14 protein-coding genes are annotated in these 13,129 nt (G+C 72.0%); 5 read left to right on the forward strand and 9 right to left on the reverse strand.

Annotated features, from left to right (window positions below):
• Position 1 precedes the first annotated feature (1 nt).
• From KOV94_RS03050 to KOV94_RS03065, 4 genes are all read right to left on the reverse strand, one after another.
• Complete coding sequence (locus KOV94_RS03050; RefSeq protein ID WP_218051183.1) at positions 2 to 1,333, reverse strand: arabinan endo-1,5-alpha-L-arabinosidase; 1,332 nt, start codon at positions 1,331 to 1,333, stop codon at positions 2 to 4.
• Between the two features lie 3 nt (positions 1,334 to 1,336).
• Positions 1,337 to 2,245: a carbohydrate ABC transporter permease gene (locus tag KOV94_RS03055; RefSeq protein WP_124342058.1), complete on the reverse strand. Its 909-nt coding sequence runs from the start codon at positions 2,243 to 2,245 to the stop codon at positions 1,337 to 1,339.
• A 16-nt stretch (positions 2,246 to 2,261) separates the two neighbouring features.
• Positions 2,262 to 3,233: a carbohydrate ABC transporter permease gene (locus KOV94_RS03060; protein ID WP_124342059.1), complete on the reverse strand. Its 972-nt coding sequence runs from the start codon at positions 3,231 to 3,233 to the stop codon at positions 2,262 to 2,264.
• A 77-nt stretch (positions 3,234 to 3,310) separates the two neighbouring features.
• Positions 3,311 to 4,657 (reverse strand): ABC transporter substrate-binding protein, encoded by a 1,347-nt coding sequence (locus tag KOV94_RS03065; RefSeq protein ID WP_124342060.1) that lies wholly within the window; start codon positions 4,655 to 4,657, stop codon positions 3,311 to 3,313.
• A gap of 324 nt (positions 4,658 to 4,981) precedes the next feature.
• Between KOV94_RS03065 and arfA the strand changes: the two genes are divergently transcribed.
• On the forward strand, positions 4,982 to 6,490 hold the full coding sequence (arfA, locus tag KOV94_RS03070; protein WP_218051184.1) for an arabinosylfuranosidase ArfA: 1,509 nt from the start codon (positions 4,982 to 4,984) through the stop codon (positions 6,488 to 6,490).
• A gap of 37 nt (positions 6,491 to 6,527) precedes the next feature.
• Complete coding sequence (locus KOV94_RS03075; RefSeq protein WP_218051185.1) at positions 6,528 to 7,631, forward strand: arabinan endo-1,5-alpha-L-arabinosidase; 1,104 nt, start codon at positions 6,528 to 6,530, stop codon at positions 7,629 to 7,631.
• Between the two features lie 73 nt (positions 7,632 to 7,704).
• On the opposite strand, the gene KOV94_RS03080 is transcribed toward KOV94_RS03075, so the two are convergent.
• The 4 genes from KOV94_RS03080 to KOV94_RS03095 form a co-directional block, all read right to left on the reverse strand.
• Positions 7,705 to 8,478: a DUF899 family protein gene (locus KOV94_RS03080; RefSeq protein ID WP_218051186.1), complete on the reverse strand. Its 774-nt coding sequence runs from the start codon at positions 8,476 to 8,478 to the stop codon at positions 7,705 to 7,707.
• Between the two features lie 82 nt (positions 8,479 to 8,560).
• Positions 8,561 to 8,995, reverse strand: a complete 435-nt coding sequence (locus tag KOV94_RS03085; RefSeq protein ID WP_218051187.1) for a VOC family protein — start codon at positions 8,993 to 8,995, stop codon at positions 8,561 to 8,563.
• Between the two features lie 73 nt (positions 8,996 to 9,068).
• Positions 9,069 to 9,593, reverse strand: a complete 525-nt coding sequence (locus KOV94_RS03090; protein ID WP_225915917.1) for a GNAT family N-acetyltransferase — start codon at positions 9,591 to 9,593, stop codon at positions 9,069 to 9,071.
• A gap of 66 nt (positions 9,594 to 9,659) precedes the next feature.
• Positions 9,660 to 10,547: an HAD family hydrolase gene (locus KOV94_RS03095; RefSeq protein WP_124342065.1), complete on the reverse strand. Its 888-nt coding sequence runs from the start codon at positions 10,545 to 10,547 to the stop codon at positions 9,660 to 9,662.
• 237 nt (positions 10,548 to 10,784) lie between these two features.
• On the opposite strand from KOV94_RS03095, the gene KOV94_RS03100 reads away from it, so the two are divergent.
• Positions 10,785 to 11,060 carry a glutaredoxin family protein gene (locus KOV94_RS03100; RefSeq protein WP_308160337.1) on the forward strand — a complete coding sequence of 92 codons (276 nt, stop codon included), beginning with the start codon at positions 10,785 to 10,787 and terminating at the stop codon, positions 11,058 to 11,060.
• Between the two features lie 51 nt (positions 11,061 to 11,111).
• A complete protein-coding gene (locus KOV94_RS03105) occupies positions 11,112 to 11,819 on the forward strand; it encodes a redox-sensing transcriptional repressor Rex (RefSeq protein ID WP_124342066.1) in 708 nt (235 codons plus the stop codon).
• A gap of 89 nt (positions 11,820 to 11,908) precedes the next feature.
• Here the strand turns inward: KOV94_RS03105 and KOV94_RS03110 are convergent, their stop codons facing one another.
• Positions 11,909 to 12,469 carry a YceI family protein gene (locus tag KOV94_RS03110; protein WP_124343167.1) on the reverse strand — a complete coding sequence of 187 codons (561 nt, stop codon included), beginning with the start codon at positions 12,467 to 12,469 and terminating at the stop codon, positions 11,909 to 11,911.
• Positions 12,470 to 12,571: 102 nt separating this feature from the next.
• On the opposite strand from KOV94_RS03110, the gene KOV94_RS03115 reads away from it, so the two are divergent.
• Positions 12,572 to 13,084, forward strand: a complete 513-nt coding sequence (locus KOV94_RS03115; protein ID WP_124343166.1) for a MarR family winged helix-turn-helix transcriptional regulator — start codon at positions 12,572 to 12,574, stop codon at positions 13,082 to 13,084.
• Positions 13,085 to 13,129: the final 45 nt, after the last annotated feature.

The raw sequence follows: 13,129 nt of genomic DNA on the forward strand, positions 1-13,129 counted from the left end.
ATCATGCCGTCCGCGTCCCGAACACCGTGCGGCCGGTGTCGTCGGTCGCCGTGAACGACAGCGCGGCCCGGTCGCGGACGGCGTCCCAGGAGGGGAACACCACGGCGTGCAGCGGGGCGCGCTCGGGCCCGGCGGGCAACCAGGCGCCGACGAACCGGCCCGAGCCGAGCGCCCGGACACCCGCGAGCCCGGCGGCCGTGACCTCGACGACGTGCGACGCGGTCACGCCGCTCGTCGCGGTCTGCTCGAACGTCACGACCTCCCAGGTGCCGACCAGGTCGGCGACGTCGGACGGCCACGCGGACTCGTCGGTCGACTCGGTGGGACCGGCCCACGGCTGCGGCGAGACGAGCGGCCACCCGTCGTCGGTCCACACGAGCCGCCGGACCTGCACCTCGTGCTGCGTCGGGTCGTCGCCGTCGCGGACGTGGTGCACGAGCAGCTGGACGTCGCCGTCGGTGAGCACGGACGCGTGCCCGGGCGCGAGCCAGGTGCGACCGCCGGCGAACCGGTGACCGGCGAGCACGGGCGTGCCGACGGTCGCCGGGTCGGCGTCGAGGTCGCGCAGGTCGCGCCCGGCGCGGTCGACGTACGGTCCGGTCACGGACGCCGAGACGCCGACGCGGACGTGGTACGTCGAGAACAGCGAGTCGTAGGAGACGACGAGCGCCCAGCCGCCGCCGGGGCGGAGGAGGACGAACGCGCCCTCGATCGCCCCCTCGACGGACCGCGGACGGCGCGCCACGAGCCAGCCGGGGCCCCAGGCGGGCTGCCCCGGACCGGGGGAGTCCAGCGCCCCGCCCGTCGCCGGGTCGAGCTCGAGGACGTGGATGCCACCGAAGAACGACCCGTAGACGAGCCAGTGCCGGTCGTCGTCGACGACGACGTTCGCGTCGATCGCGTTGGGCCCGTCGGCGTCGTGCCGCGACGTGACGACCAGCCCGCGGTCCTCCCACGGTCCGGACGGGTGCGGCGCGACGGCCAGCCCGATCGCCGACGTCCGGGACCCGAACGTCGACGCCGACCAGTACATGCGCCACTCGTCGCCGACCCGCACGACCTCGGGCGCCCACAGGCCCTCGGCGCCGGTCCAGGCCGCACCGTCGGACGGCACGCCGGGCAGCGCCCAGCCGTGGAACTGCCAGGTCACGAGGTCGGTCGACCGCCGCACCTGCACGCCGGCCCGGACGGGGCCCTCGCTGAACGCGTCGGTCGAGAACAGCCAGTACGTGCCGTCGTCGTCGCGGACGGCGGTCGGGTCGTGCGCGTGCCGACCGCCCCACGCGCTGGTGTCGAGGGTGGCCGGGTCCACGCCCGGCTCCAGGAGCGTCACGGGTCAGCCCTTCGTGCCGGTGAGGGCGACGGACTCGATGATCTGCCGCTGGAAGATGAGGAACACGATCAGGATCGGCAGCAGCGCCACGAACGACGCCGCCATGATCAGCGGGTAGTCCCGCTGCGTGGCGAACTCGACGTTGAGGTTGGCGATGACGACCTGCAGCGTCTGCCGCTCGGGGGTGTTCAGGTAGAGGATCGGCGCGAGGTAGTCGTTCCAGATCGTCATGAACCAGAGGATGAACTGGGCGGCGATCGCGGGCCGGATCATCGGCAGGATCATGATGCGGAAGATCTGCGGGTACGACGCGCCGTCGATCTTCGCGGCCTCGATCATCGAGTTCGGGACGGACTCGAGGTACTGCCGCAGGAAGAAGATCATGATGATGTTGCCGAACAGCAGCGGCACGATCAGCGGCAGCAGGGTGTCGACCCAGTGCAGCCGGGAGAACATGACGAACTGCGGGATCATGATCGTCGGGTAGGGCACCATCAGCCCCGACAGCAGGCCGATGAAGATCGCGTTCTTGTACGGCAGCCGCAGCTTCGCGAGCGCGAACGCGGCGAGCGCGGAGGTGAACGAGCCGACGACGGTCACGGTGCCGGCGACGATCAGGCTGTTCATGAAGCCCGACAGGATGGGCGCCTCGGTCCACATCCGGACGTACGTGTCCCACTGCGGCGCGTCGGGGATCCAGACGGGCGGCAGCGCGAAGACCTCGGCCTTCGTCTTGAGCGACGTCGAGAGCATCCAGACGAGCGGCGCGAGCATCGCGGCCGAGCCGAGGACCAGGATGACGAACGTGATCGCGTCGGCGGTGCGGCGTGAGCGCGTGCGGGAGGTCGGGGTGCGACCCTCGGGCTTCGCGGCGGCGGGACGCGCGAGCGGGGGCAGGGTGGTCTGAGTCATGGCGTGTCTCCTGCCCTCAGTCGATGGCGAAGCTGTTGCGCCGGTTGAGGCGGAACTGGATGAGGGTGATGACGAGGACGAGGATCCCCAGCACGATCGACATGGCCGTCGCGTAGCCCATCTGCTGGTACTTGAACGCCTTGCGGACGATGTACCAGACGACGGACGCGGAGCTGAACTCGGGGCCGCCCGTGGGGGTCATGATGTTGATCTCGGTGAAGATCTGCGACCCGGCGATGACGTTCGTGACGACGAGGAAGAACGTCACGGGACGGACCATCGGCATGATGATCGACCGGAACCGCTGGAAGGCGTTCGCGCCGTCGAGGGCGGCCGCCTCCAGCAGCGACGCGGGCACCGACTGGATCGCGGCCAGGTAGAGCAGCGTCGAGTACCCGAGGCCCTTCCAGATCGCCATGATGATGATCGCGGGCTTCACGGTGGCGGTGTTCTGCAGCCAGTCCGGGCCCTGGATCCCGAACCATGCGAGCACCTGGTTCACGAGGCCGAAGTCGCCGTTGTAGGCGAACTGCCACACGATCGCGATCGCGGCGAGCGACGAGATCACGGGCACGTAGTAGATGGTCCGGAACGCGGTGCGGCCGGGGATCCTCCGGTTGAGCGCGAGGGCCAGCAGCAGCGACAGCGCGAGGCCGATCGGGATGCCGATCATGTAGAAGAACGTGTTGAACAGCGCCTTGTGGAAGTACTCGTCGGAGATCAGGTCGACGTAGTTCTCCAGCCCGACGAACCGCATCGGGCCCAGGCCGTTCCAGCTCGTCAGCGACGCGTACACGGCGAAGCCGATGGGGTACAGCGTGAAGAGCAGGTAGCCGAGGACCGGGGCGGCGACGAACAGGGCCGCCCAGCGGTGCTCGGTGCGGTGCAGGCGCAGGATGTCGCGCTTGGTGCGCGCCGCGGGCGCGGGGGAGGCGGCGGCGGTGCCGGGCGCCTTCGGCGGGGTCTCGACGGTCGCGGTGCGCGCCATCCCAGGCTCCTTCTCGTTCCGGGGGTCCCCGCCGCCCGGCGGAGCGGCGTCGGGCGGCGGGGACGGGTGGGGCAGGATCAGCCGGCCTGCTCGGCGTTCGCGATGGACTCGTCGAGGAGCGTCTGCATCTTCGGCTGCACCTCGGCCAGGTAGTCGGCGGCCGTCTGCTTGCCGTCGAGCACGGGCTGGATGTTCGTCCAGAGCTCGTCGTACCACTCGGCGCCGTAGGTGAACGCGGCGGGCATGGCACGGCCGTAGTCCTGCGCGATGTCCAGGAACTCCTGGCGGTTCGCGGGCTCGGCGCCCTCCTCGGCGGCCCACTCCTGGGCGACGTCGATGAGGTTGGGGATCTGGATGTTCGCGTCGACCAGCGTCTGCTGCGCCTCGGGGTCGGCGCTCAGGTAGGTCACGAGCTTCGCGGCGTCGTCCGGGTGCTTCGACGTCGCGGAGACGCCGATGCCGAGCGAGCCGAGCCACGTCGCCGTGCCGCCGTCACCGACGGTCGGCCAGGGGATGAGGTCGTAGTCGAAGTCGAGGTCGTTGTAGACCGAGACGTCCCACGGGCCGACCGGGAAGAAGCCGATCTCGCCCGCCATCCAGCGCTGGTAGGTGTCCAGCGTGGCGGCGTCGGACGCCGACGGCGTGACCTTCTCGACGTTGGTGAGGTCCGCGAACTTCTGCAGCGCCTCGGCGAACTCGGGGGTGTCGACGGTGACCTTGGTGTGGTCCTCGTTCGTCCAGTCGCCGCCGTTGCTCCAGACCATCGACTGCAGGTTCCACTGCACGTTGAGGCCGGTGCCCCACTGGTCGAGGGTGCCGTCGCCGTTCTTGTCGACCGTGAGCTGCTTGCTGATCGCGACGAACTCGTCCCAGGTGAGGGGCGTGTCCTTGTCGGGCAGCGGGATGCCGGCCGCCTCGAGCATCGTCTTGTTGTAGCCGAACGAGAACGGGCCGACATCCTTCGGCAGGCCGTACAGCGCGCCGTCGGGCGTGCCCTGGACCTCGCCGTCGAAGCGGTAGGAGTTGACGCCGTACTCCCAGATGTTCGAGAGGTCGACGTCGCTGTTCTCCACCTGGTCGGTGATGTCGAGGAGGACGCCGGAGGCGACGTAGGACTGCAGGCTGGCCTGCTCGATGTAGAAGACGTCCGGCACGTTGTTGCCGGCGACGGCGGCCTGCAGCTTGGTCGCGTACTGGTCGGCGTCGGTGACGATGACCTTGACCTTGGTGCCGGTGTCCTCGGTGTACTTCGCGATGGCGGCCTCGTAGGCGGCCTTCTCGTCCGGGCCCCCACGGAACATGAACGTGATGGTCTTGTCGCCGCCGTCACCGCTGGCGTCGCCGCCCCCGCTGCACGCCGTCAGCGCGAGGGTCCCGGCCACGGCGAACGCCGCCGCGGCGAGGAGCTTCCTCCTGGTGGTCATCTGCCTGCCTCCCGTTTCCCGAGGATCGGTGAGGTCGTTGCCGTCGTCGGGACCGCGTCCGCCGGTGGGCGGGGCGCCGGAGCGGCTGCGGTCCGTCGTGGTCGTCGTTGACCTCTGTCTGCTTGGATCGACGTCGTCTCGTACAACGTTGATCTACAACGTTGCACAACATGGCACGAACGTCGTCGGTCGGTCAAGCCACGAACGGGTAACGGTCTGCGGAGGCGGCCGGCCGGCGGTGCGGGCAGCTGTTTGACGACCCGTGGGGGCCGCGTGCACACTGCCGTCTACAACGATGTAGAACAGTCGACCACAGGAGCTCGCATGTTCCCCGTCCGTCTCACCCTCGACCCGGCCTTCACCGTCGGTCCCGTCCGCCGGCGCACCTTCGGGTCGTTCGTCGAGCACCTGGGCCGCTGCGTCTACACGGGCATCCACGACCCCGCGCACCCCACCGCCGACGCCGACGGCTTCCGTAAGGACGTCCTCGAGCTCACGCGCGAGCTCGGCGTCTCGACCGTGCGCTACCCGGGCGGCAACTTCGTCTCCGGATACCGCTGGGAGGACGGCGTCGGCCCCGTCGAGCAGCGTCCCGCGCGGCTCGACCTTGCCTGGCACTCGCTCGAGCCCAACACGGTCGGCGTCGACGAGTTCATGCGGTGGGCCGCGCTCGCCGAGGTCGAGCCGATGATGGCCGTCAACCTCGGCACGCGCGGCGTGCAGGAGGCGCTCGACCTGCTCGACTACTGCAACGGGACCGCCCCGACGTACTGGGCGGACCAGCGCCGGGCCAACGGCGCGGTGGACCCGTACGAGGTGAAGATGTGGTGCCTCGGCAACGAGATGGACGGGCCCTGGCAGATCGGGTCCAAGACCGCGCACGAGTACGGGCGCCTCGCCGCCGAGACGGGCCGCGCGATGAAGATGGTCGACCCCACGCTCGAGCTCGTCGCGTGCGGCTCGTCCGGCGTCGTCATGCCGACGTTCGGCGAGTGGGAGCGGATCGTCCTCTCCGAGGCGTACGAGCAGGTCGACTACGTCTCCGCGCACGCGTACTACTGGGAGGAGGACGGCGACCTCGGCTCGTTCCTCGCGTCCGCCACCGACATGGACCACTTCGTCGAGTCCGTCACCGCGACCGCCGACGCCGTCCGCGCGCACAAGAAGGTCTCCAAGCGCATCCACATCTCGTTCGACGAGTGGAACGTCTGGTACCAGAAGCGCGCCGAGTCCAAGCCGCCCACCGGCGACGACTGGCCCGTCGCGCCCGTGCTGCTCGAGGACCGCTACAACGTCGCCGACGCGGTCGTCGTCGGGAACCTGCTCATCTCGCTGCTGCGGCACACCGACCGGGTGCACGCCGCGTCGCTCGCACAGCTCGTCAACGTCATCGCGCCGATCATGACCGAGCCCGGCGGCCGGTCCTGGAAGCAGACGATCTTCCACCCGTTCGCGCAGGCGTCCCGGTACGCCGCGGGCGACGTGCTGCAGGTCGCGATCGACGCCCCGACGTACGAGACCGCTCGCTACGGCGACGCCGCGCTCGTCGACGCGGTCGCCACGCGCGACCCCGAGACCGGCGCGACCACGCTGTTCGCCGTCAACCGGTCGCTCACCGAGCCCGCGCTGCTCGAGGTCGACGCGCGCTCGCTGCCGGGCCTGCGCGTGCTCGACGCGTCCACGCTGTCGAACCCCGACCACACGTGGGCCGCGACCGCCGACGACGACACGTCCGTCGCACCGCGCGCCAACACGACCGCCGAGATCCGCGACGGGCGCCTGGTCGTGCAGGTGCCGCCCGTGTCGTGGAACGTCGTGCGCCTCGGCGCCTGACGTGACCGGCACCGGTCCCTCGTCCGCCGCACCGCCCGTGCCCGCTGCCGCTCCCGCGGGCACGGGCGGGTGGCGACGCAGCCGCGGGCTCGTCGCCGTGCTCGTGGTGGGTGCGCTGCTCGTCGGGGGCGGTCTCGCGTGGTGGCTGTGGCCCGACGCGACCGTCGCCGCCACCGACCTCGAGCCGTCGGGCGACGTGCGCGCGCACGACCCGGCGCTCGTCGTCGGCGACGAGGGCCAGCCCTGGTACGTCTTCAGCACCGGCGACGTGCGGCAGGGGCTCGGCGCCCCGCAGATCCGGCGGTCCGTCGACGAGGGCCGCACCTGGGAGGACGTCGGGACCGTCTGGGACGCGTCGACCCGGCCCGGCTGGGCCTACGAGACCGTGCCGGGCGTGCAGAACTTCTGGGCGCCCGAGGTCCTCGAGCACGACGGCACCTGGTACCTGTACTACTCCGCGTCGACGTTCGGCTCGAACCGCTCCGTGATCGGCCTGACGACGAACACGACGCTCGACCCCGACGACCCGGACTACGCGTGGGTCGACCAGGGGCTCGTGTGGGCGTCGACGCCGGGGGAGACGGACTACAACGCGATCGACCCGGGCGTGCTCGTCGACGACGACGGCCGCGGCTGGATGGCGTTCGGGTCGTTCTGGGGCGGGATCCAGCTCGTCGAGCTGTCCTTCCCGTCGGGTCTGCCCGTCGACCGTGACGCCGAGCCTGTGACGCTCGCGAGCCGCACGGGCGCGCCGAACCCGATCGAGGCGCCGTACCTCGTGCACCGCGAGGGCTGGTACTACCTGTTCTTCTCGCGCGACTTCTGCTGCCGCGGCACCGACTCGACGTACCACATGGCGGTCGGGCGATCGCGCGCGGTGACCGGGCCGTACGTCGACCGGGACGGTGTCGACCTCGTCGACGACGGCGGCACGCCGCTGCTCGCGACGACGGGCGACATGGTCGGCCCCGGCGGCCAGTCCGTCTCCCGGGGCGTGCTCGCGTTCCACTGGTACGACGCGGCCGCGGGCGGCGAGATCACGCTCGGCCTGCGCGAGCTCGCCTGGGACGACGAGGGCTGGCCCGTCGCGACGACCCGCACGGAGCAGGACGCGGAGCAGGACGCGGCGCACGCGGGCTGAGAGCCCCGCGACGCGCGTGCCGCGGGACCCAGGAGGTGGCCGCCCGCCGGCACGCGCGTCGCGGTCCGCGACGTCAGTGGTGGTGGGTGTGCCGACCCAGGGACGTCACGGGCGTCGCGCCCGGGCGCGTCCACTGCGGGGTCGGCCGGCTCGCGTCCCAGTCCTGCCGGCCGTCGGCCGTCGTCCGCCAGTACCAGCACGGCCCGTTCCCCTCGGGCCAGCCGTCGGGCGTGACCTGCCAGGCCTCGCGACGCCCGTACGGCGTCAGGTCGAGCAGCGCGAACGCGGGGTTCGCGACCTCGGTGCCGCGGCCCGTCGTCGTGTACGTGAGGAACACGCGGTCGCCGTCGCGCAGGAAGCACGTGATCCGGCCCATGTCCTCGCCGACGGGCCACGCGACCCCGCGCACCGAGTACCACGGCTCCGTGTAGCCCATGAAGTCGAGGAACGGCGGGACCTCCTCCCACGGGCCCTCGGTCAGCACCGCGAACGCGACGCCGCGTGCCCGCAGGTACACCGTGTCGCGCAGCGCCCACGCCGAGACCGTGCAGCCCTCGCACTGGCCCTGGACGGGGGCGCCGTCGTGCCACATGTGCTGGTAGACGAGCAGCTCGTCGCGGCCCCGGAACAGGTCGACGAACGGCACCGGGCCGTCCGCGCCCACGACCTCGACCGTCCCGTCGATCTCCACCATCGGCAGCCGCCGACGCTCCGCGGCGAGCGCGTCGGCCGCGTGCGTGTGCGCCTTCTCGCGCACCAGCAGCGCGTCCCGCGCGGCCTGCCAGGTGTCCAGGTCGACGACGGGCGGGCGGCCCGTCCCGGTGGTCGTGTCCTGCGTGCTCGTCATGGCGTCTCCCGTTGCGAGGGCGAGGTGGTCGTCACGAGGAAGGACCGGCGAGCACGCGCGAACTCATCGCCCGCGATCCTGGTCAGTCGAGGCAGAACTCGTTGCCCTCGACGTCCTGCATCACCAGGCACGACTCGTCGAAGCCGTCGGCGAGCATGAGCCGGACCTTCCGCCCGCCGAGCGCCGTGAGCCGCGCGCACTCCGCCTCGAGCGCCGCGACCCGCTCGTCGCCGACCAGGCCCGTGCCCACCCGCACGTCGAGGTGCACGCGGTTCTTCACGACCTTGCCCTCGGGCACCTTCTGGAAGAACAGCCGAGGGCCGACCCCCGTCGGGTCGACGACCGCGAACGCCGAGTCCCGGCGCTCGGGCGGCAGCGACTCGACGAACGCGTCCCACGACTCGAAGCCCGCGGGCGGCGGGGGGACGACGTACCCGAGCACCTCGCACCAGAACCGGGCGACCCGCTCCGGCTCGGCGCAGTCGAACGTGACCTGAACCTGCCTGACCTGTGCCATCGCCCCAGGCTAGGGGCGTGCCGCCGTCAGGGCGCGGGGTGCGGCGGCGTCAGACGGCCGGCGTGAGCCGTGATCAGAGCGCGCGCTCCAGGACGTAGTCGTCCTCGACGCGCGACCCGACCGTGAAGTGCTTCGTCCCGACGACCGTGAACCCGGACCGCTCGTAGAACGCCCGCGCCCGGGCGTTCTGCTGGTTGACGCCGAGCCACATGCCCGCGGCCCCGCGGCGTCGGCCCTCGTCGACCGAGGCGGCCATGAGGGTGTGCGCGACCCCGGCGCCGTGGTGGTCGGGGTGGACGTAGCACTTGGACAGCTCGATCGTGGGGCGGACCGTGAGCGCGGTGCGGACGTCGTCGTCCGCCGGCTCGCCCTCGACCAGCATCGTGTACCCGGTCAGCGTCCTGTCCTCGTCCGCGACGAGCACCGCGCGCGCGGGGTCCTCGACGTAGCCCGCGAACCGCTCGGGCGACAGCACGGCCGCGATGAACTCCTGCTGGTCCGCGGCCCTCGAGCCGGGCGGGCAGGCGAGCGGGAAGGTGACCGCCGCGAGCGCGGCGAGCGCGTCGACGTCGTCGGTCGTGGCGGGGCGCACGGGCATGCGCGCCAGCATAAGGACGCCGACGGTCGTGACCCCGCCCGGTCCGACGACCGGTCCGACGAACGGTCAGGAGCCGCCGCGCAGCGAGCGGCGGACGGCCCGGACGACCAGCCCGAGCGCCCACGCGAGCCCCGCGAGGCTCGCGGCGTTGATGCTGCGGCGCGCGGTCCGGCCGCGGCTGCTGCGGAACTCGCGCACCGGCCAGCCGACCGACGCGGCGTGCCGGCGCAGGCGACGGTCCGGGTTGATCGCGCACGGGTGGCCGACCTCGGACAGGATCGCGACGTCGTTGGTCGAGTCCCCGTACGCGTACGACTCACCGAGGTCGATGCGGTCCCGCTCGGCGAGCGCGCGCACCGCGTCGGCCTTCGCCTGCCCGTGCAGCAGGTCTCCGACGAGCCGCCCGGTGTAGAACCCGTCGTCGTGCTCCGCGACGGTCCCGAGCGCGCCCGTGACGCCGAGGCGCCGCGCGATGACCTCGCCGATCTCGACCGGCGTCGCGGTCACCAGCCAGACCTCGTGGCCGGCGGCGATGTGGTCGTCGAGCAGCCGCTGCGTGCCGGGGTAGATGCGCAGGCAGAGGACCTCGTCGTAGACGTCCTCGGCGATCGCCGTCACCTCCGCGACCGAGTGCCCGCGCATGATCTCGAGCGCGCGCGAGCGCACCTCGTCGATCTGCTGCTTGTTCTCCCCGAACGCGAGATAGCGGGCCTGGTGCACGCCGAACCGCACGATGTCGCGCTTGCGGAAGAACCCACGCCGGTACAGGCCGACGGCCAGGTGGAACGACGACGCGCCGCGGATGATCGTGTTGTCGACGTCGAAGAACGCGCCCGTGCGGACCTCGTCCGACCCCGGCTCGGCAGCGACGACCGGGACGTCCGCAGGAGCCTTGGCGACGCCCGCCTCGGCGATCGCGCGCGCGGCGGGAGAGGGATCGCGGACCGGACGCACCACGCCACTCTACTGAGACCCACGCCACTCGTGTCCCACCCTCCACGCCCTCCCGGCCGCACCTGCACCCACCCGGGGCCCCCTCCGCCCCACCCTTTCCCCACGTCCGAGCGCGTGAGTTCGTCAGCTCGTGCCCGGTTCGCTGGTCGACGCTGACGAACTCGTCACGAGCCGACGAACTCGGTGATGGGCTGGGGACGAGACGGGAGAGGCAGGCGGGTCGCCTAGCGTGGGGGTGTGGGTGACGCGAGGGTCGTGCTGTTCGGGCGGGCGGGGTGCCATCTGTGCGAGGACGCGCGCGCGGTGGTCGCCGACGTCTGCGCACGGGCGGGTGAGCGCTGGGTCGAGGTGGACGTCGACGCCCCGGACGGCGCCGTCGAGGGTCGCGACCTGGTCGAGGAGTTCGGCGAGCTCGTCCCTGTCGTGCAGGTGGACGGCGTGACGCAGGGCTACTGGCGGATCGACGCGCGACACCTCGAGCGGGCCCTTTCCCGTCCCCGCACGACGCCCTAACCTGTGCTGACGGCCGGACCGACGGTCGGTCGGGGGCTTGCGGGAGTCGACGTGGACACGCATGGCACGGCACCCCGGACGCGCGCGGCGAGCGAGCCCGCGGCGTCCGGCGGGGGACGGGCGCGGACGGTGCCGCCCGCGACGGTCGCACGGCTGCCTGGCTACCTGCGCGCGCTGCACGCGCTCGCGGCCGAGGGGGCGGTGCTGACGTCGTCGGACGAGCTCGCGTCGCGGGCGGGCGTGGGGTCGGCGCAGCTCCGCAAGGACCTGTCGTTCCTGGGCTCGTACGGGAGGCGCGGGGTGGGCTACGACGTGGCGCACCTGTCGGAGCAGGTCGAGGTGGTGCTGGGCCTGACGACGCAGCGGCGCGTCGTGATCGTGGGCGTCGGCAACCTGGGCCACGCGCTCGCGAACTACTCGGGCTTCGCGGAGCGGGGCTTCGCGGTCGTGGGGCTCGTGGACGCGGACCCGGCCGTCGTGGGGACCACGGTCGCAGGCCTGGTGGTGCAGCCGTTCGACGACCTGCACGCGCTGGTCCGCACGAACGGGGTGTCGATCGGGGTGATCGCGACTCCGGCGGCGGGTGCGCAGGCGGTGTGCGACGCGCTGGTCGAGGCCGGTGTGGTCGGGATCCTGACGTTCGCACCGCGGGCGCTGCACGTGCCGGCCCACGTGGACGTGCGCGCGGTGGACGTGGCCTCCGAGCTGCAGATCCTCGCGTTCCACGACCAGCGCCGCACGGGGACCTGGGAGGCGTGAGCCGCTCGGCCGCAGGGACGACGGAGCCCCGCTCACCCGGGTGGGGTGGCGGGGCTCCGTGCGGGGGTCCCGGGGTGCGGGACGGGGGCTCAGCCCTGGCGGATGGCCGAGACGTCGAGCGCGATGACGACCTTGTCGGCGACCAGGACGCCACCGGCCTCGAGGGCCGCGTTCCAGGTCAGGCCGAAGTCCTTGCGCGAGATCGTGACGGTGGCCTCGAACCCGGCGCGCGTGTTGCCGAACGGGTCGACGGCGGTGCCGTTGAACTCGGTGGCGAGCTCGACGGACTGCGTCACACCGTGGATGGTGAGGTCGCCGACGATGACGTAGTCGCTGCCCTCGCCGCGGATCTCGGTCGAGACGAAGGTCCACTGGCCGAACTTCTCGACGTCGAAGAAGTCGCCCGACTTGAGGTGGCCGTCGCGGTTGGCGTCGCCGGTGGAGACGGTCGACGGGTCGAGCGTGACGGAGACGGAGGTCTCCGCGAGGGTCTCGCCGACGGTGATGGTGCCCTCGGAGACGGCGACCGAGCCGCGCACCTTGGAGATGCCCGCGTGGCGGACGGTGAAGGAGGCCTCGGTGTGGGAGGCGTCGACGGCCCAGACGCCGGTGGTGAGGCCGGTGGGGAGGGCGGTGGCGGTGGCGGTCATGGGGGGCTCCTCAGTCGTTGAAAGGTCAACTACTCTCGTTAGTTGACGATTGAACTACACTTGTCGGCAGAGCGCAACACCTGTCCCGGGATGGAGATCGTGATGAGCACCACCGAGCCCTCGCCGCGCGGCGGCTGGCTCACGGCCGAGCAGCAGACCCACTGGCGGTCGTTCCGGTCCGGCGTCGCCCGCCTGACCGCCGTCCTCGAGCACGAGCTCGAGGCGCGCACCGGGCTGTCCACGCACGAGTACGAGGTCCTCGTCCGCCTGTCCGAGCAGCCCGGCCGCACCATGCGCATGTCCGAGCTGGCCGACGGCATCGTGCACTCGCGCAGCCGCCTCACGCACACCGTCCGCCGCATGGAGGAGGCCGGCCTGGTCCGGCGCGCGCCCTGCGCCGAGGACGCGCGCGGCGTCAACGCGACCATGACCGACGCGGGGTGGAAGCGGCTCGTCGACGCGGCCCCCGAGCACGTCCAGTCCGTGCGCGACCACCTGGTCGACGTCCTCACGCCCGAGCAGTTCGCCGCGCTCGGCGCCGCCATGCAGGTGGTGGCCGACCGGATCGTCGGCGGGTGCGACGACGACCCGGGTGTCCCGTGTCACGTCGCCTGACGGGCCGAACCGTCCGGGACACACAGCCGGGTTTGCGACACTGAC

Origin of the sequence: Cellulomonas algicola (assembly GCF_019024305.1) — a bacterium.
Classification (GTDB): domain Bacteria; phylum Actinomycetota; class Actinomycetes; order Actinomycetales; family Cellulomonadaceae; genus Cellulomonas; species Cellulomonas algicola.